General features: G+C 63.4%; 17 protein-coding genes, 1 tRNA gene and 1 pseudogene. 3 read left to right on the forward strand and 16 right to left on the reverse strand.

Annotated elements, in window-relative coordinates; translation table 11 throughout:
* Window positions 1–31: 31 nt before the first annotated feature.
* Together IYY11_RS18105 and IYY11_RS18110 are read right to left on the reverse strand one after the other, a co-directional pair.
* Complete coding sequence (locus IYY11_RS18105; RefSeq protein ID WP_196405143.1) at window positions 32–2,437, reverse strand: penicillin-binding protein 1A; 2,406 nt, start codon at window positions 2,435–2,437, stop codon at window positions 32–34.
* A gap of 377 nt (window positions 2,438–2,814) precedes the next feature.
* On the reverse strand, window positions 2,815–4,050 hold the full coding sequence (locus tag IYY11_RS18110; protein ID WP_246720069.1) for an N-acetylmuramoyl-L-alanine amidase: 1,236 nt from the start codon (window positions 4,048–4,050) through the stop codon (window positions 2,815–2,817).
* Between the two features lie 687 nt (window positions 4,051–4,737).
* On the opposite strand from IYY11_RS18110, the gene IYY11_RS18115 reads away from it, so the two are divergent.
* The gene (locus IYY11_RS18115) at window positions 4,738–7,746 is read left to right on the forward strand and encodes an Rne/Rng family ribonuclease (RefSeq protein ID WP_196405144.1); all 3,009 of its coding nucleotides are present in this window, start codon (window positions 4,738–4,740) and stop codon (window positions 7,744–7,746) included.
* A 109-nt stretch (window positions 7,747–7,855) separates the two neighbouring features.
* On the opposite strand, the gene IYY11_RS18120 is transcribed toward IYY11_RS18115, so the two are convergent.
* Entirely contained in the window at window positions 7,856–9,019 is a 1,164-nt protein-coding gene (locus IYY11_RS18120) for a pyridoxal phosphate-dependent aminotransferase (protein WP_196405145.1), read from the reverse strand.
* Between the two features lie 102 nt (window positions 9,020–9,121).
* On the opposite strand from IYY11_RS18120, the pseudogene IYY11_RS18125 reads away from it, so the two are divergent.
* Both IYY11_RS18125 and IYY11_RS18130 read left to right on the forward strand, forming a co-directional pair.
* A pseudogene (locus tag IYY11_RS18125) lies at window positions 9,122–9,464 on the forward strand (MmcQ/YjbR family DNA-binding protein).
* Window positions 9,452–10,738 carry an MgtC/SapB family protein gene (locus IYY11_RS18130; RefSeq protein ID WP_196405146.1) on the forward strand — a complete coding sequence of 429 codons (1,287 nt, stop codon included), beginning with the start codon at window positions 9,452–9,454 and terminating at the stop codon, window positions 10,736–10,738. The pseudogene IYY11_RS18125 and the gene IYY11_RS18130 overlap by 13 nt, the downstream one beginning before the upstream one ends.
* Here the strand turns inward: IYY11_RS18130 and modC are convergent.
* The 13 genes from modC to secA form a co-directional block, all read right to left on the reverse strand.
* Window positions 10,733–11,827, reverse strand: coding sequence for a molybdenum ABC transporter ATP-binding protein (gene modC, locus IYY11_RS18135; RefSeq protein ID WP_246720070.1), 1,095 nt, complete (start codon window positions 11,825–11,827; stop codon window positions 10,733–10,735). The two genes, IYY11_RS18130 and modC, sit on opposite strands and share 6 nt — an antisense overlap.
* The gene (modB, locus tag IYY11_RS18140) at window positions 11,820–12,494 is read right to left on the reverse strand and encodes a molybdate ABC transporter permease subunit (RefSeq protein ID WP_196405148.1); all 675 of its coding nucleotides are present in this window, start codon (window positions 12,492–12,494) and stop codon (window positions 11,820–11,822) included. The genes modC and modB overlap by 8 nt, the downstream gene beginning before the upstream one ends.
* Before the next feature lie 104 nt (window positions 12,495–12,598).
* Window positions 12,599–13,381, reverse strand: coding sequence for a molybdate ABC transporter substrate-binding protein (gene modA, locus IYY11_RS18145; RefSeq protein WP_196405149.1), 783 nt, complete (start codon window positions 13,379–13,381; stop codon window positions 12,599–12,601).
* A 94-nt stretch (window positions 13,382–13,475) separates the two neighbouring features.
* Window positions 13,476–13,796, reverse strand: a complete 321-nt coding sequence (trxA, locus tag IYY11_RS18150; protein WP_018408946.1) for a thioredoxin — start codon at window positions 13,794–13,796, stop codon at window positions 13,476–13,478.
* A 597-nt stretch (window positions 13,797–14,393) separates the two neighbouring features.
* Entirely contained in the window at window positions 14,394–15,929 is a 1,536-nt protein-coding gene (locus IYY11_RS18155; protein WP_196405150.1) for an acyl-CoA carboxylase subunit beta, read from the reverse strand.
* Window positions 15,930–15,970: 41 nt separating this feature from the next.
* Window positions 15,971–16,639: a hypothetical protein gene (locus IYY11_RS18160; protein ID WP_196405151.1), complete on the reverse strand. Its 669-nt coding sequence runs from the start codon at window positions 16,637–16,639 to the stop codon at window positions 15,971–15,973.
* Window positions 16,640–16,736: 97 nt separating this feature from the next.
* Window positions 16,737–16,812: transfer RNA gene (locus tag IYY11_RS18165), tRNA-Val, on the reverse strand.
* Between the two features lie 142 nt (window positions 16,813–16,954).
* Complete coding sequence (locus IYY11_RS18170) at window positions 16,955–17,236, reverse strand: HU family DNA-binding protein (protein WP_196405152.1); 282 nt, start codon at window positions 17,234–17,236, stop codon at window positions 16,955–16,957.
* 276 nt (window positions 17,237–17,512) lie between these two features.
* Window positions 17,513–19,936: an endopeptidase La gene (lon, locus tag IYY11_RS18175; protein WP_196405153.1), complete on the reverse strand. Its 2,424-nt coding sequence runs from the start codon at window positions 19,934–19,936 to the stop codon at window positions 17,513–17,515.
* Between the two features lie 245 nt (window positions 19,937–20,181).
* Complete coding sequence (gene clpX, locus IYY11_RS18180; RefSeq protein ID WP_018408942.1) at window positions 20,182–21,447, reverse strand: ATP-dependent Clp protease ATP-binding subunit ClpX; 1,266 nt, start codon at window positions 21,445–21,447, stop codon at window positions 20,182–20,184.
* Between the two features lie 230 nt (window positions 21,448–21,677).
* Window positions 21,678–22,898, reverse strand: coding sequence for a 6-phosphofructokinase (locus IYY11_RS18185; RefSeq protein ID WP_196405154.1), 1,221 nt, complete (start codon window positions 22,896–22,898; stop codon window positions 21,678–21,680).
* 81 nt (window positions 22,899–22,979) lie between these two features.
* Window positions 22,980–23,453, reverse strand: a complete 474-nt coding sequence (locus tag IYY11_RS18190) for a surface-adhesin E family protein (protein WP_246720071.1) — start codon at window positions 23,451–23,453, stop codon at window positions 22,980–22,982.
* Window positions 23,446–26,268: a preprotein translocase subunit SecA gene (secA, locus tag IYY11_RS18195; RefSeq protein ID WP_196405155.1), complete on the reverse strand. Its 2,823-nt coding sequence runs from the start codon at window positions 26,266–26,268 to the stop codon at window positions 23,446–23,448. Before secA ends, IYY11_RS18190 begins: the two co-directional genes overlap by 8 nt.
* Window positions 26,269–26,300 lie beyond the last annotated feature (32 nt).

Below are 26,300 nucleotides of genomic sequence, written 5' to 3' on the forward strand. Positions count from 1 at the left end.
AAACCAAAGGTCCCGTGCCGCCATGCGCGATTTAGTAGAGGCCGCCGGTGCCGCTGCCGACCTGCTGATCCACGTCATGCGGCGTATCGAGCTGACGCGGGCCGCCGCCGCCGGAGTAGGAGTCGGGCGGCGCGGTTCCCGGCTTGAAGGCTTCGAGAATCGTGCCGGCTCCCGACGAACGCAGGCCGGAATGCACGTCGATGGAAATAAGCTTGATCCCCGGCGGCACACGGAACGGCGTATCCGGCTTGTCTTTGAGAGCCACCGTCATGAAGTCGCGGAAGATCGGCGCGGCGAACTGCGCGGCCTGGGCGTGGCTGCCGAGCGAGCGCGGCCGATCGTAGCCGATGAAGACGCCGACCGCGAGATCGGGCGAAAAGCCGATGAACCAGAGATCTTTGGCGTCATTCGTCGTGCCGGTCTTGCCGGCAAGGTGCTTGCCCACCGCCCGGATCGAGACGCCGGTGCCGCGCTGGATCACGCCTTCCATGATCGAGGTGATCTGATAGGCGGTGAGCGGATCGAGCACCTGTTCGCGCTTGTCGATGAGCTTCGGTTCGAGCTGATTTTCCCATTTGGCGGAGTCGCAGCCGATGCATTGCCGCTCATCGTGGCGGTAGAGCGTCTTGCCCCAACGATCCTGAATGCGGTCAATCAGCGTGGGCTTGATGCGCTTGCCGCCATTCGCCAGCATTGAATAGCCGGTGACCATGCGCAAAAGCGTCGTTTCGCCGGCGCCGAGCGCCATGGAGAGATAGGGCGTCATCTCGTCGTAGACGCCGAAGCGTTTGGCGTATTCGGCGATGAGCGGCATGCCGACGTCTTTCGCCAGACGCACCGTCATCATGTTCTTGGAATGCTCGATTCCGTAGCGCAGCGGATGCGCGCCGGTGCCGTGGCCGCCTTCGAAATTCTCGGGCGTCCAATAGGTGCCGTCCGCCTGCTGGATGGAAATCGGCTCGTCGAGGATTGACGACGACGGCGTATAGCCATTGTCGAGCGCCGTCGCATAGACGAAGGGCTTGAACGAGGAGCCGGGCTGGCGCAACGCCTGAGTCGCGCGATTGAACGACGATTGGTCGAAGGAAAAGCCGCCGACCATGGAGAAGACGCGGCCCGTATGCGGGTCCATGGCCACCATCGCGCCGGAGATGTCAGGGATCTGGCGCAGACGATATTGGCCGGCGCGTCCCGCGAGCGGCTCGACGTAGATCACGTCGCCCGTCGTCAAGGCCGTTCGCGGCGTGCGGCCGCTCCAGCGCATGCCTTCGGCCGTGAGAAGGCCGGTCTCGCGTTCGCGCGCCACTTCGCCGAATTTCTCGCGTCCCGGCTGAAGGCCGATGCGCGCGGCGTCGCCGGTCACATCGAGCACGACGGCGAGGCGCCATGGCTTGACGTCGCCAAGCGCGGGGATAGCGGCGAGCGTCACGCCCCAGTCGGAGGAGATGTCGATGTGGTTCATCGCGCCGCGGAAGCCATGCGCCTCGTCGTAGCGAACGAGACCGTCGGCCAGGGCCTTTCGCGTGAGGGCCTGCATCTTGGGGTCGAGCGTCGTGCGAACCGACAGCCCGCCCTCGTAGAGCTTCTTCTCGCTTTGTTGCTCCAGCAATTGACGGCGTACTTCCTCGGCGAAATAGCCCGCGACATAAGTGTTGGGCGAGAGAACGCGCGGATTGACGCCAAGCGGTTCCACCTTCGCCTTCGCGCCTTCGTCGGCGGTCACATAGCCGTCGGCGATCAGTCGATCGATGACGTAGTTGCGACGCTCGAGGGCGCGCTCGCGATTCTGAAACGGATGATAATTGCTCGGCGCCTTGGGAAGCGCGGCGAGATAGGCCGCCTCGGCGAGCGTGAGCTCATTGACCGATTTGTTGAAATAATTGAGCGCCGCGGCGGCGACGCCGTAGTTTCCAAGGCCGAGATAGATCTCGTTGAGATAAAGCTCGAGAATCTTGTCCTTGGGATAGGCCGCTTCGATGCGGAAGGCGACGAGCGCTTCGCGAATCTTGCGTTCGATCGAACGCTCGTTGCCGACGAGGAAGTTCTTGGCGACCTGCTGAGTGATGGTCGAGGCGCCTTGCACATGGCGGCCGCCCTGGGCGAGCACCGTCACGGCGCGCATCACGCCTTCCGGATCGATGCCGACGTGGTTGTAGAAATTCTTGTCTTCGGCGGAGATGAACGCCTGTTTCACCAGCTGCGGAATGGCGGAGCTCGGCAGGAACAGGCGGCGTTCATGCGAATATTCGGCGAGGATCGAGCCGTCGCCGGCGTGCAACCGCGTCGTCACTGGCGGCTCGTAGTCGCGCAGCTGGGCTGTGTCGGGCAGATCCTTGGAAAAATAATAGATCAGCCCGGACCCGGCGATCGCTCCGATGAGGAAAACGATCGTCGCGGTCGCGAAGACGAAGCCCAAAAACCTTGCGAGCATTCGCATGAAATATCACCCTTAGAGCGGCCGGCGGCTGGCGTCGGCTATTGTTTCAATGCCAAAGTCCGTGTCGCAACCGCGGGCGCCTGAGCCTGGCCGGCGCGCGAGAGCGACTCGTTCAGCTCAGATATAGTGAGCGATCGCACTTTTTGGGTCGCTTTCTTTCACAACGCCCGTTTGGATCATTCCACCGTTCGGCGAATTCCCGGCGCCGGCTCGCGGCGCCTTTGACTGCGAACGCCGCCGGTCACGAAATTGCCGCGACGCGAGAAGCGTTTATCCGCAAGTGTGTGACGCCGAGTCTGCGTTTCTCGTTCTTCGGCGGCTGCGACGCGCGGGCGATCGTGCGTCGCGACTGTCTCCATGTGCCGTGATTTTGTGTTTTATTGTGGGCGCGCCGCGCCCGAGGGCGCTTCAGCGGGGGCCCGCGCTTCACGGCTACGCGCGCTGATAAAGGCGTCAACAGCTTCGGCGGTTTTCTGCGCCGCGCGCTCGCGCCAGTCCTGGGACGTCAGCCGGGAAAGATCCTTTTCGCTCGAAAGATATCCAAGTTCGAGCAGCACCGAGGGGACGTCAAAGGCTTTGAGCACAACGAAGCCCGCCGAACGGCTTGGATTTTTGTTGAGCGCCCCGACTTCCTTCCAGAATGAGATCAGCGAATGCGAAAACTGGCGACTGTAGCCGCGGGTCTCGCGCCGCGTGAGTTCGAACAATATGTCGCCCACCTCTTCGGCGTCCGCCTTGCTTTCAAGTCCGGCGGCCTGATCCGCGAGATTCTCCTTCTCGGCCATCCGCGCCGCTTCGGCGTCCGAGGCGCGCTCGGAGACCGTGTACACGGTCGCGCCCTCGACGCGGGACGCGGACAGCGTGTCCGCATGAACCGAGATAAACAGCGACGCATTGTTTTCGCGACCGATTCGCACCCGCTCGCCGAGCGGGAGAAACATGTCGTGGTCGCGGGTTAAAAGCACGCGCGCGCGCCCGGTTTCCTGGATTTTGTCCCGCAGCGCACGCGCGAACTCGAGCACGACGTCCTTTTCCATTTCGCCGTGCTTGGAGGTTGCGCCCATATCGACCCCGCCATGGCCCGGATCGATGACCACCATGGGCTTGTCCGTTGGCGCTTTGGCGGCCGTCGCTGGCAGTTTGGGCGGTTCTGCGGGCTGCAGGCGCGCCTGTTCGGCGACGGTCGAAGCGAAATGCCCGGCGCTGGTCGGGGCGAGTTCGATGACGAGCCGCGGTCCGCCGACGGCGACCTCGCTGTCCGCCTTGAGAATCTTGGCGGGCCCCACGAGATCGATCACGACGCGCGAGCGTCCCGGCGCGAAGGTGCCATAACGATAGGATTTTATGAGCTTGTCGCCGGGCGACAGGCCGGCGTTCGCCTCCATGCGGAAGAGCACTTCCGGCAAATCGACGATGATGCGCGGCGGGTTCGCCACGGGATGGGCGGTCACCGGCGGCAAGCCGGTGAGATCGAAGAGGAGGCGGGAACGATCGGGGAGCGCCTCGATTCGCGCGGTCAGCGCAGAGACCTCCTTCTGCTGCTCGTCGGCGGCGGCGGGCCGCGCGCCCAGAGCCATGAGGAGCGCGGCCGCCATGACGATCAAGACGATCAACGGTCGTGGCGCTCCTGCACGCAAAGCTGTCCTCCTCACCCGTGTCCCCAAATTTCGCGCGGCGTTTCGATCCGGCGATTGGCATTTTGGAAGAGCGCCGTTAACGCATCGTTAGCTTATCTGAAAGCCGTCGATTCCGGGACATTTCTCCACGAATTTTTCGGTGAATAGCCGAGCCGGCGCTTGCACCGGCCGACTTCGACCGATATGTAAGGAGATAGCTGCGGAATTCTGCGGCGCGATATTTGCCGCAAATTGCGGCCGTCAAGTCGAGCCAACAGAATTTCGGACAGTTGCTTTCCGTTGCGCCGCCCCGTGCAGGTCGTGACGTTTGGTCGCCGCCACTTGGCGGTGCGAAAGGTTTTTTGACGATCTCATGGCCAGGACCGTGATAGGCGCGAGAGCAGTCGTTTCCTCCGTGTGGCTTGTCCGCGCGGAAGGGCGCAGCCTAGCAAAAAACATGTCCTCTTGGCTCGTTCGTCATTTCACGGGGACGAGGCGCGATGCGCTTTGTCCCGCCGGCTCCCAAGCCGGCAAGCGTATCGCAGGTCTCAGGCCTGTCTCCCTTATCCTCACAAGAAGCGTTCGCGCCGTCAGGATGCGCCAAAGAGCGGTCGCCGAGTCCCCTCGAGGACTCAGGCTTGCCCCGTCGGCGTTATTGCGCGCGACGCCGCAGAAGAGTTCCCCATGGCTAACAAGATGCTCATCGACGCCTCCCATCCGGAGGAGACCCGCGTAGTCGTTCTACGTGGAAGCCGCGTTCAGGAATTCGATTTCGAGGCTGCTGACAAAAAACCCCTGCGCGGCAACATTTATCTCGCGAAGGTCACGCGGGTTGAGCCGTCACTTCAGGCCGCTTTCGTCGACTATGGCGGAAATCGCCACGGCTTTCTGGCCTTCGCCGAAATTCACCCTGATTACTATCAAATCCCCGTCGCCGACCGTCAGGCGCTGCTCGAGGAAGAGAGCCGCGCCCATCAGCAGGCCGACGAGGAAGAGCGGGTTCCGCATGGTCGCGGGCGCCGTTCGCGCCGCCGCCAACACGAGGGCGCCGAGAAGCGTGCGAGCGCCGATGAGGCTGTGACGAGCGAGCCCCTCGACGACGCGGGCGCTTCGCCGATCGTCATTGAGGATCAGGCCGAAACTGGCTTCGCCGAATCGGCTGAGGAACGGTCCGAAGCCGCGCCGGAGTTCGCGCTCCAAGCTGAGTCGCAAGAATATCTGGAAGCCCGGCCAGTGCCCGCGGAGACCGAATCGAGGGGTCAAGACGTCGAGGCGGAGGAGCCCGAGGCCGGGAACGCCGAAGCCGCCGAGTTTCGGGCGGAGAGCACGGACGTTGAGGCCGAGGCGGGCGATCAACCGAGCGCTACGGCGCAGCATGAGCGGATTTCCATCGACCCGGCCGGTTTCGGTTCGGTCGAGACCGGCGAAGCCGAGGAGTTTGTCCTCGAGGCGCCGGAGCCTGACCACGAACTGAAAGCGCGCCGCCAGGACGAGCGCGACGAGGCGCGGGAACGCGCCCGCGAAGATTCGGAAGGCGAAACGGCTGAGGTCAACGCCCGCGTCAACGCCCCGGCTGAGGAGCATGACGAGGAAGAGCACGACGACGAGGACGATCACGTCGAGCACATCGGCGGGGACGCGATGGACGAGGCGCCCTATCGCGCGCCGCGCGCCCGTCGCCAGTACAAGATTCAAGAGGTCATCAAGCGCCGCCAGGTGCTGCTCGTTCAGGTCGTCAAGGAAGAACGCGGCAACAAGGGCGCCGCCCTCACCACCTATCTTTCGCTCGCCGGCCGTTATTCCGTGCTCATGCCCAACACCGCCCGTGGCGGGGGCATTTCGCGCAAGATCACCGACGGCGCGGACCGCAAGCGGTTGAAGGAGATCGTGCATGATCTCGAAGTGCCGGAGGGGATGGGCGTCATCCTGCGAACGGCCGGCGCGACGCGGACCAAGCAGGAGGTCAAGCGCGATTTCGAATATTTGCTGCGGCTGTGGGAGAGCGTGCGCGAATTGACCCTGCGCTCCGCGGCGCCGACCCTCGTCTATGAGGAAGGCTCGCTCATCAAGCGGGCGATTCGCGATCTTTATGGGCGCGACGTCGAGGAAGTCGTCGTTTCCGGCGAAGACGCCTATCGCGAGGCCAAAGACTTCATGCGGATGCTGATGCCGAGCCACGCCAAGAACGTGCGCCTGCATCGCGAGCCCTTTCCGATCTTCGCCGAAAGCGGCGTCGAGGCCCAGCTCGATGCGATGTTCTCCAACCATGTCACGCTGAAATCGGGCGGCTATCTGGTCATCAACCAGACCGAGGCCTTGGTCGCCATCGACGTGAACTCGGGACGTTCGACGCGAGAGCACAATATCGAGGACACGGCGGTTCGCACCAATCTCGAAGCCGCGGACGAAGTGGCGCGGCAGTTACGACTGCGGGATCTCGCGGGGCTGATCGTCGTCGACTTCATCGACATGGAGGAGAGTCGCAACAATCGCGCTGTTGAGCGACGCCTCAAGGACGCGCTGAAAAACGACCGCGCCCGCATTCAGGTCGGCCGCATCTCGCATTTCGGCTTGCTCGAAATGTCGCGCCAGCGCATCCGCGCGGGCGTCGTTGAAGGCTCGACAGTGCCATGTCCGCACTGTCTCGGCGCCGGTCACGTGCGCTCCACCGCTTCCGTCGCGCTGCACGTGCTGCGCGTGCTCGAAGAGGCGCTGGTCAAGAGCGCCGCGCATGACGTGACGCTGCGCACCCGCGCAGTGGTGGCGCTCTATATCCTCAACCAGAAGCGCGCCCATTTGCAGGAGCTGGAGCGCCGCTTCGGCGTCCACATCACGGTGGCCGCCGACGATACGCTGACGGGCGCGACCTATCATGCGCTCGAGCGCGGAGAACTCGCGACCGGTCCGCGCGTTTCGCAGCGCGACGCGCCTCTGCGGGTCGATTCGCTGCGCGCCGAACCTCTTGAGGAAGAGGCGCCGGAAGATGTGATCGGCGGCGAAATCGTCGAGGTGGAAGAGGAAACCGTCGAGTCGAACGGCGACCAGCGTGACGAGAACGGCGAACGATCGCGCTTGGGCGCGGAAGAAGACGCATCGCGCGGCCGTCGCCGTCGCCGTCGTCGAGGCCGTGGCGGCGGCGCACAGGGCGGCGAGCCCTTGCCGCCCGGCGCCGAGCAGCCGTCCGATGAAGGTCTTGCGATCATGGCGGCGATTGAGGGCGCGCCGGCGCCTGCCGAGGAGCGGTCTGACCGCCGCGGCGGCCGACGCGGCGGCGGCCGCAGTCCAGATCGCGGTTCAGATCGCGGTCCTGGCCGTTGGCGGCGATCCGCCCCCCTGGCCGAGGAATTCAAGGATCCTTCCGCAGTCTTCGCGTTCGACGAGGGTGGAGAGGACGCTGAGGCGCTGATCTCTCCGCGTGGAGCGCAGATGCCGGACTATCCGGAGCCTTTGCCGGCGCCGCCGCCGGTAAACGGCGCCGAGATTGCGCGGCCCCCCCAGCCGCCCTCCCAAGTGCGCTCAAGCGAGCCGGTCGCCCAGATCGCTCCGCCTCAGGCGGCGGCGCCGACGCCCGAGCCCGCCCCGCAGCCGGTCGCCCCGCGCGAGCCCACGGAAGTGGTCATTACGCAAGCGGACCCCGACCGCCCGAAGAAGGGCGGCTGGTGGCAGCGCGTGCGCACGCCTTTCGGAAGTTAGAGCGCTTCCCGATCACACGGACTCGTGTGATCGAAAAGGAATCGCTCAAAGTCAAAACGCTGGAGCAGGTTCTCATCGAAAAAGTCCGTCGACTTTTTTGGAACCTGCTTCAGGGCCGCAGCCAGGCTTCTAGGCGGGCGAGGCCCTCGCGCACGTCCGCCTCCGGCCCGGCGTAAGAAAGCCGCAGCGTTTTTGCGCCGCGGCGCGGATCAAAATCGAGGCCGGGCGTCGTCGCGACGCCGGCCTCGTGCAACATCCGCCGACAGAACCCGATCGAATCTTCGGTGAAACGCGAGATGTCGGCGTAGATGTAAAAAGCGCCGTCGGGCGGGGCGAAATTGTCCAATCCCAGTTTGGGAAGCCGGTCGAGTAGAAGCGCCCGGTTCCGCGCATAGGCGGCGCGGTTCGCCTCCAATTCGTCGCCCGCGTCGAAAGCGGCGAGGGCCGCCCGCTGCGACAAGGTCGGGGCGCAGATCGCCAGCGACTGCTGCAAGCGCTCGAGCGGACGCATCAATTCGGCCGGCGCGACAAGCCACCCGAGCCGCCATCCGGTCATCGCGTAATATTTCGAGAAGGAATTGATGACGAGGGCGCGTTGCGAGAACCGCAGCGCGGTCTCCGCGCGCATCTCATATTCGAGTCCGTGATAGATCTCGTCGGAGACGAAAACTATTTCGGCTTCGTCGCAGAAGGCGCAGATCCGCGCCAATTCATCGCCCGCGATCATCGCGCCGGTCGGATTGGCGGGACTCATGAAGAGCGCGCCGTGAAGCTTCCTGTCGCGATGGGTGGCTTCGAGCATGGCCGCGGTGGGCGCAAAGCGCGTCTCTTGGCCGACGTCGAGCAGGACCGGCTCCAAGCCGAGCGCCGAAAGGATGTTCGCATAGGCCGGATAGCCAGGCGCGGTGACGGCGATGCGCGCTCCCGGATCGAACGCGGCGAGGAAGGTGAGCAGAAAGCCGCCGGATGAGCCCGTCGTGGCGATGACGCGGTCGGGCGCGACCTCGACGCCATAGCGCTCGCGATAGTGGCGCGCGATGCGATCGCGCAGCGGCGCGTCGCCGAGAGCCTCGCCATAGCCGATCGAGCCGTGGGCAAGCGACTCGGCGGCGGCCTCGCGCACGCGGCGCGGCGCGGGGACCCCAGGTTCGCCAAGCTCCAAATGGATGATGCTGCGGCCGGCGCGCTCCAAGGCTTTCGCGTCGCGCAGCACGTCCATCGCCATGAAAGGCGCGATATGGGAGCGACGGGATGGGGGTAGGGGTACGTTCATACAAGCCTTCTATTGCTAATCTCAGTCAGGCGCACGCTCTGGCCGCCACGCGCCATATGATCTTGAGCGGCGCACGCCGCGTCAGGTCTTGATGGAGTAGTCGTGGCCACCAGCCGTGATTTCCGGCGCATCGCACTGTCGCTCGAGGGAACGCGCGAAGCGCCGCATTTCGACAGAACTGCTTTTAAGGTCGCGCGGATCTACGCAACTCTCGCCGCCGACGGGACTGACGGCCAACGTGAAACTGGCGCCCGAAGAGCAGTCGTTCAAATCCATGATGGCGCCGCATGCCTTTGCGCCTGTTCCCAACGCCTGGGGGCGGCAGGGATGGACGACGATTCTGCTCGCAGCGATGGATGTCTCGGAGCTGCGCGACGCGCTTGAAACGGCTTGGCGCCACGCCACAAAGAAAACGACCAAAAAGAAAAACAAATGTACGAATTAAGCGCCGCCGAGCTGATTCAGAGACTGTCGATCGCCCTGGCGATCGGCCTTCTCATCGGTCTCGAACGAGGCTGGACGTCACGCGACGAGTCGGAAGGCGAGCGCGCCGCCGGTCTTCGCACGCATGGGCTTGCCGGACTGCTCGGCGGCGTATGGGGCGCCATCGTTCAGCCTTACGGCGGCGTCGGCGTGGTCGCTTTGGCGATCACGCTTGTCTTCGTCGGCGCGTTGATCGGCGTCTATCGCTATCGCGAAAATGTTCATGATGAGACCTTTGGCGCGACGACCGTCGTCGCGGCGTCGCTAGCCTTTTCCCTCGGCGCCTTCGCCGTGATTGGGGACATACAGGCGGCCGCCGCCGCAGCGGTGGCGACGACGGCGATCCTGGCGCTCAAAGGGTTTCTCCACGGCTTCGTCAAGCGCATCACCTGGGACGAGCTGCGCTCCGGGCTGGCGTTGCTGGCGATGAGCTTCATCTTGCTGCCGGTTTTGCCGAATCGCGCCATTGACCCGTGGCAAGCGGTGAACCCTTTTGAATTGTGGCTGATGACCGTGCTGATCGGCGTGATTTCGTTCGTCGGCTACGTCGCCGTTCGAATCATCGGCTACCGCCGCGGCGTCGCAATCGCCGGCATGGCGGGAGGACTGGCGTCGTCGACGGCCGCGACAGCGGCGATGTCGCGGCTGGCGCGGGAACATCCCGAGCAGATTGGCGCTTCGGCGGCGGGCGCAATCTTCGCCAATGCGGTGATGGCGCCGCGAATCATCGCCGTCATCGCGGTCATCAATCCGACGCTCGCGTGGCGCTTGGCGCCGCCGGTCGTTGCGGGCGGCGTGCTCTTCGCGCTCGCCGGAGTCTTTCTCCTGCGACGAAGCGAGCGGCCTGCAGAATCGAGCGGCTTTTCTGTTGGCAATCCGCTGGATCTGATGGCGGTGCTGAAATTCGGCGCGCTCCTCGCGACCGTGATGATCCTCTCGCGGCTCGCGACTCATTTCGCCGGAAGCGCCGGCGCCTATGCCCTCGCGGCCATCTCCGGCATCGTCGACGTTGACGCGATCGGGTTGACCATGGCGCGGCTCGGCGCATCCGAGATCGGCATAAAGGCCGCGGCGGGAGCGGTGCTGCTGGCGCTGCTGTCGAATACGGCGTCGAAAGTCGTGATGGGCTGGGTTATCGGCGGCGCCGCGATGGGCCAAAGACTGGCCGCGGCTTCCGCTCTCGCCGTCGCCGGCGCGCTCGCGGCGTTGTGGTTGGCGGATTTCGCTCGCCTATAAACCGCGCTCGTCGAGAGCGACAGACTTCACCAGGGCGAATACGTCCGCGCCGACGGTCAGCCGCAACTCGTCGAGCGCGAGGCGCGTGATCGCCGAGACAAGACGGTCGCCGCCGATGAGCGTCAGCGTGACGAAGGCGAGGGCGCTCTCGGACGCATCGATCTTCTCGATGCGGCCGCGCAAGATCGTGCGCACGCTGGTGTCGCGGGGTTCGGACATCGCAAGCGCAACGTCTGTCGCGCGCATGACGACGCGCGCCTCGCGCTGCGTCGTCAGACGCGCAGCGATCAAGATCTCGCCCGCCGGATGGGCGAGCCGCGTGACGCCGTAAGCGTCGTCGACGGCGACGACGCGCGCTTTGAGCGCGTTGACCACGCCGAATCGGCCGCCTTCGACAAGACGGCTCGCGCTTGGCAGCACGTCGAGCGGCGCGCCGCGCGCGACGACATGGCCGCGATCGAGCACGACGGCCTCGTCGGCGATGCGCGTGACCTCCTCCGGCGCATGGCTGACATAGATGATCGGGATGTCGAGTTCGTCGCGTAGCCGTTCGAGATAGGGCAACACGTCGAGACGGCGCGCCACGTCGAGCGACGCCAGCGGCTCATCCATCAGCAGCAGTTGCGGGCGCGTCAGCAGGGCGCGGGCGATCGCCACTCTCTGTCGCTCGCCGCCGGAAAGCGTATCCGGCCAGCGCTGCGCGAGAGCGGCGATGTCGAGCATTTCGCAGATCGCGTCGCGGCCCGCTTCGGCCGCGGTGACGCGCGCGCGGGTCATTCCATAGTCGAGATTTCCTTTGACGGTGAGATGCGAAAAAAGGCTCGCGTCCTGGAACACCATGCCGAGCGCGCGGCGATGCGTCGGCACGAAGACGCCCCGCGCCTCGTCTTGCCAGACGTCGCCGCCGATCTTGAGAAGCCCGTCGGGCGCGCGCGCCAGCCCCGCCATGCAGCGCAGGGCGGTGGTCTTGCCGGAGCCGGAAGGGCCAAAGAGCGCTGTGACGCCGCGTCCCGGCAGCTCGAGGTCAACGTCGAGCGCGAAGCCAGGATAGGCGAGCCGGAAACGCGCGGCGATGGCGCCGTCAGCCATAGCGGCCGTTCCGTCGGCGCCCATAGAGCGCGAGCAGAACGCAGAAACTGAACAGCAGCATGCCCCCCGCGAGCCAATGTGCGCGCTCGTAGTTCATCGACTCGACCTGGTCATAGATCAGCACCGACACCACCCGCGTCTTGTCCGGAATGGCGCCGCCGATCATCAGAACGACGCCGAATTCACCGACCGTATGCGCGAAGCCGAGGATCGCCGCGGTGACGAGACCGGGTCTGGCGAGCGGCAGCGCCACCGTGAAGAAAGCGTCGAGCGGGCTCGCGCGCAAGGTGGCGGCGGCCTCCAGCGGACGATCGCCCATCGCCTCGAAGGCGTTCTGGATCGGCTGCACGACGAAAGGCAGCGAATAAAAAAGCGACGCCACGACGAGGCCGGCGAAGGTGAAGGGCAAAGGCGCGACGCCGAGGAACGCCGTGAGCCTGCCCAAGGGTCCATGCGGGCCCATGGTCAGCAGCAGATAGAAGCCCAGCACCGTCGGCGGCAGAACCAGCGGCAGCGCCACGACGGCGCCCAATGGACCTTTGAGCCAGGACCGCGTCCGCGCCAGCCACCACGCCAATGGCGCGCCGATCAGGAGCAGCAGACAGGTGACGATCGTCGCGAGCTTGAGCGTCAGCCAGATCGCCGCGAAATCTTCAGATGTCGGCATGTGAGACCTGCCGGCGAGCGGCGGCGGTAAGGTTAGGACAGGCGGAAGACGGTCAGCGTCCGCCTGTTCCACATTTTAGCGGAATCGTGCACGCGCGGAACGGCCTACCGCGCGGCCTGGCCGGGGGGCGCGAAGCCAAACTTTATCATGATCGTCTGCGACTGTCCGGTCTTGAGATAGTCGAGAAAGGTCTTCGCCAAAGGTTTGTCGGCGCCCTGGCGGGTCACGACATAGGCCTGTTCGAGTCGTGAATGCAGCGTCTCAGGGATCAGAGAATAACCACCTCTGTCCGCCGCCTGCTTGCTCAAAGCGATCGAAAGAGCGGTCAACGCGACATCGGCGGCGCCGGTCTCGGCGTATTGCGTCGCCTGCGAGATGTTCTCGCCGAACACGAGCTTGTCCTTCACCTTGTCCCAAAGGCCGGCGGCGCGCAGCACTTGTTCCGCGCATCTGCCGTAAGGCGCATGCGCCGGATTGGCGATCGCGATCTTGCCGATCTTGGGATCCGCAAGATCCTCCAAGCGCATTTTTGTCGCGTCGCGCGTCGCGCTCCACAAAACGATCCTGCCGACCGCGTAGGGCATGGGCTCGGTCGCCGCGAAGCCGTCCTTGCGCAGCGCGCGCGCATAGGCGATGTCGGCCGAAAAGAAAATGTCGAAGGGGGCGCCCTCGCGGATCTGCGTCTGCAGCTTGCCGGAAGAGCCGTAAATAACATCGACCTTGTCGCCCTTATGGGCGGCTTGAAAGTTGGAGACGATTTCCTGCAACGCGAATTTGAGATCCGACGCCGCCGCGATGGTGATTTCGCCGGCTGTCGCCGCGCGCAGCGGCGCGAGCGTCAACACAATCAGGCAACAGACGGCGAGAAAATCATGCAGTCGGCGCATCTACGCAGCTCCCAAGGTTTGATGGCTCGAGAGCATGCCTGTTGCGATGCGCCGGCCGCTGGACCCAATTGCCGGACCCAATTGCAAGAATCGTTCACACGGCTGCAGCGATCCACCGCGACAATTCGCCCTTGGGCGCGGCGCCGACCTTTTGCGCGGCCGCCTTGCCGTCCTTGAACAGAATGAGCGTCGGAATCGATCGGATGCCGAGCTTGCTCGCCACGGCAGGATTTTCGTCGATGTTGAGCTTGACGACTTTGATCTTGCCCTTCATCTCCGCGGCGATCTCCTCCAGCGCCGGGGCGATCATGCGGCAGGGACCGCACCATTCCGCCCAAAAATCGACAACAACCGGCTCGGCGGATTTGAGCACTTCCTGTTCGAAAGTGGCGTCAGTGATTTTCTGCGTGGTCATGGCCGGCCTTCCATTGGGCTTTTCGTTAGACGTGCGCGGAACGTAGGAAGCGCGCCATCGCCCGTCAAGGCGACGTCCCAAGCAGTTCAGGTTCTGACCGATCGGAATCATTCCGCGACGCTTAGCGATTCATTAAACGCATGTGTCGCAAACGTATGTGTCGCGCGTCGATAAAAACACCGCGCGCCGACAAAAAACACAAAGAGCGGGAAGGGCGTCCCGCCGCTCCCCGCTCTTTGGTACCCCGTCCTTAACCAAACTGAAACGCCAAGCTCCGAAGTCTTAAGTCGCTCCGATAGCCCCGTTCGCGCCGACTCATCTTGCGAGCCTCGGCGAACTGCGTTCTGTTCGGCGTCCTCCCCGACTTGGACCGTAGCTGGGCCTAATTCCTGCGACGCATACGACGCTTAGGCTTTTACCCCAACCAACCTGGCGAGCGAACACTAGGACAAAACGGGCGGACTGTCACTTGAAAAATGTGCAGTTTGACGAATTTTGTGATCGGGCGCCGCTGAATTAGGCGGATCACGCGGACCCAGCCTCAATGGCGCGACGCGATCACATTTGCGACGGCGCCGCGCTCGTTATTGCGCCGCGTTACAAGGGAATGTTGTCGTGCTTCTTCCAGGGATTCTCCAATTCCTTGTGCCGAAGCAGCGCAAGCGCGCGAGCGATTCGTTTGCGGGTCGAACGCGGCGTAATCACCTCGTCGATATAACCACGCTCCGCGGCGACAAATGGCGACAAGAAGCGATCTTCATACTCCTTTGTGCGCTGAGCGATCTTCTCCGGATCGCCGAGATCGGCGCGGAAGATGATTTCGACGGCGCCCTTTGCGCCCATGACGGCGATCTGCGCCGACGGCCAGGCGTAGTTGACGTCGCCGCGGAGATGTTTTGACGCCATAACGTCATAGGCGCCGCCGAACGCCTTTCGCGTGATGACCGTCACTTTCGGCACCGTCGCTTCGGCGTATGCGAACAGCAGCTTCGCGCCATGCTTGATCAGGCCGCCATATTCTTGCGCCGTGCCGGGCAGGAATCCGGGCACGTCGACAAAGGTGACGATCGGAATGTTGAAGCAGTCGCAAAAACGCACGAAACGCGCCGCCTTCTTGGAGGCGTCGATGTCGAGCACGCCGGCGAGCACGAGAGGCTGATTAGCGACGAAACCGACCGTGCGCCCTTCGATGCGGCCAAAGCCGATCACGATATTGCGCGCATGCGCATCCTGTATCTCGAAGAAGTCCGCCTCGTCGACAATCTTATGGATGAGTTCCTTGATGTCGTACGGCTTGTTCGGATTATCCGGAACAATCGTGTCGAGTGATTCGTCGAGCCGGTCCACCTCGTCGAAAGCGGGCCATTCCGGCGCCTCGTCCTGGTTGGAGGAGGGCAGGAAATCGATCAGCCTGCGCATCTGCAGAAGCGTTTCGACGTCGTTGTCATATGCGCGATCGGCGATCGAGCTTTTGGTCGTGTGCACCGAAGCGCCGCCGAGCTCTTCCGCCGTGACGGTCTCGTTCGTCACCGTCTTCACGACGTCGGGCCCGGTCACGAACATATAGCTCGTGTCGCGCACCATGAAGATGAAGTCCGTCATCGCCGGCGAGTAGACGTCGCCGCCGGCGCAGGGGCCCATGATCACCGAGATTTGCGGAATGACGCCAGAGGCCATGACATTACGCTGGAAGACCTCGCCATAGCCGCCGAGCGCCGCGACGCCTTCCTGGATGCGCGCGCCGCCCGCGTCGAACAGGCCGATGATCGGGGCGCGATTTTTCAGCGCCATGTCCTGCAGCTTGGTGATCTTTTGCGCGTGAGTCTCGGAAAGAGAGCCGCCGAAGACGGTGAAGTCCTTGGCGAAGACGAAGACGGCGCGGCCGTTGACCGTCCCCCAACCGGTGACGACGCCGTCGCCCGAGATTTTCTCGCCCTGATCCATGCCGAAATCGGTGCAGCGGTGGGCGACGAACATGTCGAATTCTTCGAACGAGCCGTGATCGAGCAGCAGTTCGATTCTCTCACGCGCCGTGAGCTTGCCGCGGGCGTGCTGCGCTTCGATGCGCTTTTGTCCGCCGCCAAGCCTCGCAGACGCGCGCCGCCGTTCAAGCCCGTCGAAAATATGTTTCATGTGCTGCCCTGGTTGCTGATTATGGCTGTGATCCGGCGCGTCTAGAGCTTGCGCGACCCAAGCCGCCAACGAGCGATGTCGGCGCCGGTCAGCACGTAAAGCTTATCGGGCGACGTTCGCTCGGCGAGCTTCACGAGTTCGGTGCTCACGCCCATCATCGCCGCGTAGCGGGAAAGCGTCTGGAGCATGCCGCCATCGTCATAATTTCGCTCGCGCACGAGTCCGCCCTCGGCGATGTCGAAACTCGTCGAATAATTGAACATGCGGTGAATGCCGACGCTGCTCTGCGGCGGGATCACGCGCCTCCTGCCGCCCATCAGCGCATAGACGCAGGCCGAATAGCAGCGGCCCGATACGAGCGCCATCGTGCGCGATTGATCCGCCCCGGGACGGGCGACGATCACCGCCATCCCGAGCTTGCGGATGGCCTGGCCGAGCTCCATCGAGGCGACGACCTTTCCGCCAGGCGAGTCGAGCAGCACAATTCCGTGCAGATTGCCGCCGCGAGCGTTTTCGCGCACGAAGGCGACGAAGGCGTCGGGCGTCTCCGGGCCGATTTCGCCTTGCGCCGCGATCACCTGTGGGCAGTTTGCGCCGCAGCCGCCGGAATTCACGCTGACGACGCGAAAGCTCATCTCTTCGGCATGCGCGAAGGTGGGGACGAAGGCGGCGACGCAGAGCGCAATGAAAACGGTTTTGATCAATCTCATCCGGGCGGCCTTCTTTGTCCCAGCAAGCTAAAGCGAATTCCTGGGCTTTGGAACACCAATTCCCGCGGCGAGCCCTGTGCCGTCTCGAGGGCGCCAGTGGTGGGCGGTGACGGTCTCGAACCGCCGACCCTCTCGGTGTAAACGAGATGCTCTACCAACTGAGCTAACCGCCCTGACATGATGCGCGCCCGCCGGGTTTTAAGGGCGGGCGCCGCGGGAGGCAAGCCGGTTCAAAAACTACGGCCGCCGGGGCTCCGACGGCCGTCGTGCGAACTTTCAAAAAACGCCTGCGACGCCAGGGCCTCGCGCGCTGAGCTACTTGGCTTTGTTGAGCGCGGCTTTCAGCGTCGCGCCGGGCTTGAAGCGGGCGCTCTTGGACGCGGGAATCTTGATTTCTTCGCCGGTCGCCGGATTGCGGCCTTTGCCGGCGGCGCGTTTCTTGACCGAAAAAGTGCCGAAGCCGACGAGGCGAACTTCGTCGCCCTTCTTGAGGGCCTTCGTGATGCCGTCGATGACGGCGTCGATGGCGGCGGCCGCCGCCGCTTTCGAGCTGTCCGTCTCGCTCGCGACGTGCTCAACGAGTTCCAATTTGTTCATGGCTTTTCCTTCTCCTTCACTGCGAGCCGCCCGGCGTAAGAATGCGCGACCTCGAATCGGCGTTGCGCAGCGATGGCGAGTGTTGGTCGCGAATCGCAGGAAAAGCAAGGCTTACCGGCCGCCAAAGGCCAGGAATCGCTGGTTTTCCGGGGGAAATGGCGGCTCTGCCGCGAAATGCTCATACAATCTGGGGGATGCAGCGTGCATCAGCCGCCCAAAAGCAAAGAGCCCCGCTCTGGGGGAGCGGGGCTCTTGAGTGTGTTGTACGATCTGCGATCAGTGGGCGCGGACGCCGGTGCCGTCATCGTCGCCGACGGCATGTTTAGCGATCGCGGCGGCGTCTTCCTGCCATTTGATCGGCGTCGGCTGGGAGATCAGCGCGTGCCGCAGCACATCTTCCATGCGCGCGACGGGCACGATTTCCAGGCGGTTCTTCACCGCGTCCGGAATTTCCGCCAAATCCTTGGCGTTCTCCTCCGGGATCAGCACTTTCTTCAAGCCGCCGCGCAGCGCCGCCAGCAGCTTCTCCTTCAAGCCGCCGATCGGCAACACGCGGCCGCGCAGCGTGATCTCGCCGGTCATGGCGATCTCGCGCCGAACGGGAATGCCGGTGATGATCGAGACGATGGCGGTCGCCATCGCCACGCCGGCCGACGGTCCGTCCTTGGGCGTCGCGCCTTCCGGCACGTGCACATGGAAATCGCGTCGGTCGAAGACCGGCGGCTCGACGCCGAAGTCGACCGCGCGCGAGCGCACATAAGACGCCGCCGCGGAGATCGACTCCTTCATCACGTCGCGCAGATTGCCCGTCACGGTCATCTTGCCCTTGCCGGGCATCATGACGCCTTCGATCGTCAGCAATTCGCCGCCGACTTCGGTCCAGGCGAGTCCGGTCACGACGCCGACCTGATCTTCGAGTTCGGCCTCGCCATAGCGGAACTTCGGCACGCCGAGATAATCGCCGATGTTCTCGCTCGTGACGAGGATCTTCTCCTTCTTCTTGAGAAGGATTTCCTTCACCGCCTTGCGCGCGAGATTGGAGAGTTCGCGCTCCAGATTGCGAACGCCCGCTTCGCGCGTATAGCGGCGAATGATGGTGAGCAGCCCGTCGTCGGCGACCATCCATTCGTCAGGCGAAAGGCCGTGCTTATGCACCGCGCTGGGAAGGAGGTGCCTGCGCGCGATCTCGACCTTCTCGTCTTCCGTGTAGCCGGCGATGCGAATGATCTCCATGCGGTCCATCAGCGGCGCCGGAATATTGAGCGTATTCGCCGTCGTCACGAACATCACATTCGAAAGGTCGTAGTCGACTTCGAGGTAATGGTCGTTGAACGTCGCGTTCTGCTCCGGGTCCAGCACTTCGAGCAAGGCCGACGACGGATCGCCGCGGAAGTCCATGCCCATCTTGTCAATCTCGTCCAAGAGAAAGAGCGGATTGGACGTCTTCGCCTTGCGCATCGACTGGATAATCTTGCCGGGCATTGAGCCGATGTAAGTGCGCCGATGACCGCGGATTTCCGCTTCGTCGCGCACGCCGCCCAGCGACATGCGCACGAAGTCGCGGCCCGTGGCCTTGGCGATGGACTTGCCGAGCGAGGTCTTGCCGACGCCAGGCGGCCCGACGAGGCACAGGATCGGTCCCGTCAGCTTGTTGGCGCGGCTCTGCACGGCGAGATATTCAAGGATGCGCTCCTTGACCTTCTCGAGGCCGAAATGCTCGGCGTCGAGCACTTCCTCGGCCTGTCCGAGATCCCGCTTCACCTTGGAGCGCTTGCCCCACGGGATCGACAGGATCCAGTCAAGATAGTTCCTCACGACGGTGGCTTCGGCGGACATCGGCGACATCTGCCGCAGCTTCTTGAACTCGGCCAAGGCCTTGTCGCGCGCTTCCTTTGAGAGCTTGGTGTTCTTGATGCGCTCCTCGAGCTCGGCGAGATCGTCCTTGCCGTCCTCGTCGCCCAGCTCCTTCTGGATCGCCTTCATCTGCTCATTGAGATAATATTCGCGCTGCGTCTTCTCCATCTGGCGCTTGACGCGCGTGCGAATGCGCTTCTCGACCTGCAGGACCGAGATCTCGCTCTCCATCAGCGACAGACATTTTTCGAGGCGGCGCGCGACGCTGACCGTCTCAAGCACGTCCTGCTTCTCGGCGATCTTCACCGACAGGTGAGATGCGACCGTGTCGGCGAGCTTTGAATAGTCGTCGATCTGCGTCACCGCGCCGACGACCTCGGAAGAGACCCGCTTGTTGAGCTTCACATAGCTTTCGAATTCAGCGATCACCGACCGGCCGAGCGCTTCGACTTCCACCGGAGAGGCGAGATCGTCGGCGACAACTTCGGCGTCCGCTTCGTAATAATCGTCCGCGCGCGTATATGTGCGAACGCTGGCGCGCGCCACGCCTTCGACCAGCACCTTCACCGTGCCGTCGGGCAGCTTCAGAAGCTGCAACACCGAGGCGAGCGTGCCGATCGGATAGATCGCGTCGGCCGAGGGATCGTCGTCGCCGGCGTTCTTCTGCGTCGCCAGCAGAATGAGCCTGTCGGATTTCGTCACCTCTTCAAGCGCGCGAATGGATTTCTCCCGCGCGACAAAAAGAGGAACGATCATGTGCGGAAAGACGACAATGTCGCGCAGCGGCAGCACCGGATAGCTTTCGATGGTTCCGGGGGTGACGGCGTCTCGCTTTTCGTTCGACATTCTTTTTGTCCTGTCCTTGACGCGTCCCGCTAAAGCGGCGGCGCGAGACCGCAGGGCGATTTTTGGGTTTAGGCCGCGAATACGGTCGCCCGCCGATTTCGCGCCAATTAAAGACCGCCGGCGGATGCGCCCGACGGCCCCGTTAACGCAAATGGTTACGCGAATAATTGATTCAAGGCGCTGCGGCGCCCAAGCTTAAACCGGCGCGCGGCGTCGCCGCCGCATAGCTGCTTCGTCTTCGCGCGTCAGGCGCTCGTGCCGCTCTTTTCGCTGCGTTCGGCGTAAATATAGAGCGGCCGGGCTTTGCCCTCGACGACTTCCGGTCCGATCACAACCTGTTCGACTCCCTCCAGACCTGGCAGATCGAACATCGTATCTAGCAAGATTCCTTCCATGATCGAGCGCAGGCCGCGCGCGCCGGTATGGCGTTCGATCGCCTTGCGCGCGACGGACGAAAGAGCGTCGTCCTGGAAGGTGAGCTCGACGTTTTCCATCTCGAAGAGTCGTTGATACTGCTTGACCAGCGCGTTCTTGGGCTCGGTGAGGATCCGCTTGAGCGCGTCCTCGTCGAGATCCTCGAGCGTCGCAATGACCGGGAGACGGCCGACGAATTCGGGGATGAGCCCGAATTTCAGCAAGTCTTCCGGCTGCACTTGCCTAAAAATGTCGCCGGTGCGCCGTTCGTCGGGCGACTGCACGGTGGCGGCGAAGCCGATCGAGGTGTTGCGTCCGCGGGAGGAGATGATCTTTTCAAGCCCGGCGAAAGCGCCGCCACAGATGAACAGGATGTTCGTCGTGTCGACCTGCAGGAACTCCTGCTGCGGATGCTTGCGGCCGCCCTGGGGCGGCACGGAGGCGACGGTGCCTTCCATGATCTTCAACAGCGCCTGCTGCACGCCTTCGCCCGAAACGTCGCGGGTGATCGAAGGATTGTCGGACTTGCGCGAAATCTTGTCGATTTCGTCGACATAGACGATGCCGCGCTGGGCGCGCTCGACATTATAGTCCGACGCCTGCAGAAGCTTGAGAATGATGTTCTCGACATCCTCGCCGACGTAGCCCGCTTCGGTCAGGGTCGTGGCGTCGGCCATGGTGAACGGAACATCCAGGATGCGCGCCAGAGTCTGCGCCAGCATGGTCTTGCCCACGCCGGTCGGTCCGATCAGCAGAATGTTGGACTTCGCCAGCTCCACGTCGCCATGCTTGGTGGCATGGTTGAGGCGCTTGTAATGGTTGTGGACCGCCACCGAGAGAACGCGCTTGGCCTGGGACTGGCCGATGACATAGTCGTCCAGAACCTTACAAATTTCCCGCGGGGTAGGAATGCCGTCGCGCTGCTTGACCAGCGAGGATTTGTTCTCCTCGCGGATGATGTCCATGCACAGTTCGACGCATTCATCGCAGATGAACACCGTCGGTCCGGCGATGAGCTTACGGACCTCGTGCTGGCTCTTGCCGCAAAAGGAGCAGTAAAGCGTGTTCTTGGAATCGCCGCCGCCGACCTTGCTCATATTGCTCTCCTATCGGGCCGGCCTGCCGGGCGAATCGGCCCGAACACCTGTGTTACCGGCGCCAGACTAACAAAAAGTGGAAGCGGCTGGCGTGCCCGTTCCCATCCAGTTTCGGTCGTCAGCGACGAGCGCCCGAGAACCATGACTAGTTAGTGTATTTTACACGACGGCCAAATTGCAACCTTCGCCGGAAACTCTGTCGAAGCAAGAAAGGCGCCCTCGCCGGCAGCTCAGGCGGTAACGATCTTGGGAACTCGATTGAGCCGTAGCCGATAGGCGTCCGGCATGCCGCTTCCAAGCAAGGGGCGAAGATACATCCGGAAGGCGTCGGTGACGTCCGTGCCGCAGGGGCTAATGTATTCGTCCGGCATGACTTTTGTCTTTCCAGCGATCGCTTCAAGCGGCGTCAACTGATAATCGACCGAATAAAAGCCGGTCCGGTGGATCGTCACCGAGCCGTCGCGGTCGCCCCAAATGGCGTATTGCACGGCCTTTTCGCCGACCTCGCGCGCCTCGCGCTGGTCGACGTCGGAAACGCAACCGACGAAGCTCCTTTGCACATAGCCGAATGTATCGGCCCGCACCCGCTTGAATCCGAGCCTGTCCTTCACGAGGCGGGTGAGTTCGTCGGCCAGCGCGCCGCCGCCGAGATGGACATTGCCGTGATCGTCGCGCTCCACGGCCGTGGCGAGCTTTTCGGCGATGGGGGTATGGTTTTCGTCGCAGACGCCTTCTGACACCGCAACGACGCAGCGGCCGTATTTCGTCATCGTCGCCTTAACGTCGGCGAGGAATTTGTCGATGATGAAGGCGCGCTCAGGGATGTAGATGAGATGCGGGCCGTCGTCGGGGAATTTCTTGCCGAGCGCCGAGGCGGCGGTCAGAAAGCCCGCGTGCCGGCCCATGACGACGGCGATATATACGCCGGGGAGAGCCCAATTGTCGAGATTGGCGCCGGCGAACGCCTGCGCCACCCAGCGCGCCGCCGAGGGAAAGCCGGGCGTGTGGTCGTTGACCATCAGATCGTTGTCGATGGTTTTTGGAATGTGCACCGTCCGCAGCGGATAGCCGGCGCTTTGGGCTTCCTGCGAGACGATGCGCACCGTGTCCGAGGAATCATTGCCGCCGATATAGAAAAAGCAGCCGACCCCATGCGCGCGCAGGACGCGGAAGATTTCCTGACAATATTTGAGATCCGGCTTGTCGCGCGTCGAGCCGAGCGCCGAAGACGGCGTGCAGGCGACGAGCTCGAGATTATGGGTCGTCTCCTGCGTGAGGTCGACGAAATCCTCGTTGACGATGCCGCGAACGCCGTGGAAGGCGCCATAAACTCGCTCGACCTCGCGAAATTTGCGGGACTCCAGCACGGCCCCGACGAGCGACTGATTGATGACGGCGGTGGGGCCGCCGCCCTGAGCGACGAGCACTTTAGAAAAATCAATGGCGGTCACGACAAGCTCCTGGAAACCCGCGGCGGCCGCTTTCTCGCGAACGCGAGACGGCGGCGCTCCAACCGCGCTGCGCTTATATTCTCAGGCGCGAGGCGGTTCAAATCGTTCCGGCCGCTCATCCGAGGACGTGCGCGCGCAGACTTTGGCGAAGAGTCCATCGTAATAGGGCGGCACCGGCGACCATTCGTCTTTCGGCGGATAGGGCTTGGTGATGTTTCCTTCGCCCATCTGGCCCTGCCGCCAGCCGCCGCCTTCGGACCTGTATTTCCGATTGGCGCAATCGAGCGACACTTTCTCGATTTCCGATAGCCCCTTTTCGGCAAGGCCGAACGCCGCGGCTTTTGGCGAGGCGGCGTTGTAATCGGTGAGCGCGTCGACCGTGACGATTCCGTCGGGCGAGGTCCGACGCGAGCCGGCGTCCAGATAGACGGTCGAGAAATCGTCCTTGGAGACCTGCACCCACTCGGCGCGGGCCGATGCGGAAGACGCCAGCGTCGACAGGAGAGCCGAGACGCTGATCTTCCACATCGCCGCCCGCATCCCCGGCTTAGACAAGAGCGCCGTGGCAATGCTTATATTTCTTACCCGAACCGCAAGGGCAGGGCTCATTGCGGCCCACCTTGCCCCAAGTGGCGGGATTGGTTGCGTCGCGCGCAACGGGCGCCTCGCTGACCGAGAGCCCGCGCGCCGAGAAATCGGCCCCCGCGAGACGCGTATTGAGATCATCGAGCGCAAGCTGCGCGCCGCCGCCGATCAGCGCCTCGGGATTGGGATGCGACATTTCCATCGGCGGCAGCTCCGGCGGCGCGGAAGGCGGGGCCTCGAAGGACACTTCCACGCGCATCAATTGCGTGGTCACCGTTTCATCCCACCGCGTCATCAGGCTTTTGAACAGCTCGAGCGCTTCGGACTTGTACTCGTTAAGCGGGTCGCGCTGCGCCAGGCCGCGCCAGCCGATCACCTGACGAAGGTGGTCGAGCGCGACGAGATGTTCGCGCCACAGCGTATCGAGAGACTGCAGGACGACCTGCTTCTCGATCATGCGCATCAGCGGCTCAGTGTTCTTTTCGACGCGCTCGGCGTAAGCGGCGTCGGCCGCCTCGAGCAGGCGCTCCTTGAGCTCCTCGTCGGCGATGCCTTCTTCCTTCGCCCAGCCGACGACCGGCAGATCGAGATTGAGCTTCGCTTTGACGTCTTCCGCCAGCCCGTTCACGTCCCAGGCCTCGGCGTAGGCGTCATGCGGAATGTGCAGCGACACCATCGCGTCGACAACATCGGCGCGCATGTCGGCGGTCTGCTCCTCGACGCTCTCTTCGTCCATGATTTCGCGCCGGCGCTCGAAGATCACCTTGCGCTGGTCGTTCATGACGTTGTCGAACTTGAGGATGTTCTTGCGGATGTCGAAGTTGCGCGCCTCGACCTTATGCTGCGCCTTCTCGATCGCCTTGTTGATCCAAGGATGGACGATGGCTTCGCCCTCCTGCAGGCCGAGCTTCACCAGCATCGAGTCCATGCGCTCGGAGCCGAAGATGCGCATGAGATCGTCCTGCAGCGACAGGAAAAATTTCGAGCGGCCAGGGTCGCCCTGACGTCCGGAGCGGCCGCGAAGCTGATTGTCGATGCGTCGGCTCTCGTGGCGCTCGGTGCCGATGATGTAAAGGCCGCCGGCGGCGATGGCCTTCTCCTTGAAGTCCGCGACTTCCTCGCGGATCTCGGCTTCCTTCTTGGCGCGCGCGTCGCCTTCGAGCCCGGCGCATTCCTGCATCACGCGCATCTCGACGTTGCCGCCGAGCTGAATGTCGGTGCCGCGGCCAGCCATATTGGTGGCGATGGTGATCGCGCCGGGCACGCCGGCTTCCGCGACGATATAGGCTTCCTGCTCGTGGAAGCGCGCATTGAGCACCGCGAAAAGCTTCGACGGCTTGCCGGACCGCGCCGCTGCGTAGAGTCCCGTCAGCCCCTTGGGATCGGCGAAGTCGATCATCGTATAGCCCTGCGCGAGCAGGAACTCCGCCAGCTGCTCCGACTTCTCGATCGACGTTGTGCCGACGAGAAGCGGCTGCATGCGCCCGTTTGCGTCCTGGATTTCGGCGGCGATCGCGCCGAGCTTTTCCTTGGCGCTGCGATAAACCTCGTCATCTTCATCGAGCCGGCAGACGTCGCGGTTCGTCGGAATTTCGACGACGTCCAGCTTGTAGATTTCGGCGAATTCATTCGCCTCCGTGGCCGCCGTGCCGGTCATGCCAGCGAGCTTGCCGTAGAGACGAAAGTAATTTTGGAAGGTGATCGACGCGAGGGTGACGTTTTCAGGCTGAACCTGAACGCGCTCCTTCGCTTCGAGGGCCTGATGCAGGCCTTCCGAATAGCGTCGGCCCGGCATCATGCGGCCGGTGAATTCGTCGATGATGACCACCTCGCCCTTGCGGACGATGTAATCCTTGTCCTTCTGGAAGAGCTTATGCGCGCGCAGCGCCTGATTGACGTGATGCACGAGCGTCACGTTGTGCGCTTCGTAAAGCGCGCCTTCCGTCAGTGCGCCGGACTCGGTCAGCAGCTCTTCCATATGCTCATTGCCGGCGTCGGTCAGATGAACCGTGCGCTGCTTCTCGTCGAGCTCGAAGTCGTCGGCGTTGAGCTTGGGCACCAGCTTGTCGATCGTATTGTAGAGATCGGACTTGTCGTCGATGGCGCCCGAGATGATGAGCGGCGTGCGCGCCTCGTCGATGAGGATCGAGTCGACTTCGTCGACGATCGCATAATTATGTCCGCGCTGAACCATCTGCGAGAACTCATATTTCATATTGTCGCGCAGATAGTCGAAGCCGAATTCGTTGTTGGTGCCGTAGGTGATGTCGCAGGCGTAGGCGGCGGCGCGATCCTCGTCCATGAGGTCATGCACCACGACCCCGACGCTCATGCCGAGAAATCTGTAGATCTGCCCCATCCATTCGGAGTCGCGCTTGGCGAGATAGTCGTTCACCGTGACGACATGGACGCCTTTGCCGGCGAGCGCGTTGAGATAGACGGCGAGCGTGGCGACGAGTGTCTTGCCTTCGCCGGTGCGCATCTCCGAGATCGCGCCTTCGTGCAGCACCATGCCGCCGATGAGCTGGACGTCAAAGTGGCGTTGGCCGAGGGTGCGCTTGGCCGCCTCGCGCACCGTGGCGAAAGCCGGAACGAGCAGATCGTCGAGCGACTTGCCGGCGGCGTGCTCTTCGCGGAACTGGCGGGTGCGATCCCGTAGCTCATCATCGGTCAGCGCTTCGACGTCCGCCTCCAGGGCGTTGATCGCGTTGACCTTCGGCGCGTAGGTCTTAAGCCGGCGATCATTCGCCGTGCCGAAAATCTTCTTGGCGAGTGCGCCGATCATTCTTGCGAACCTTTCTCCCGCGCAGCGTCTGC

Source organism: Methylocystis sp. H62 (assembly GCF_015709515.1).
Classification (GTDB): Bacteria; Pseudomonadota; Alphaproteobacteria; order Rhizobiales; family Beijerinckiaceae; genus Methylocystis.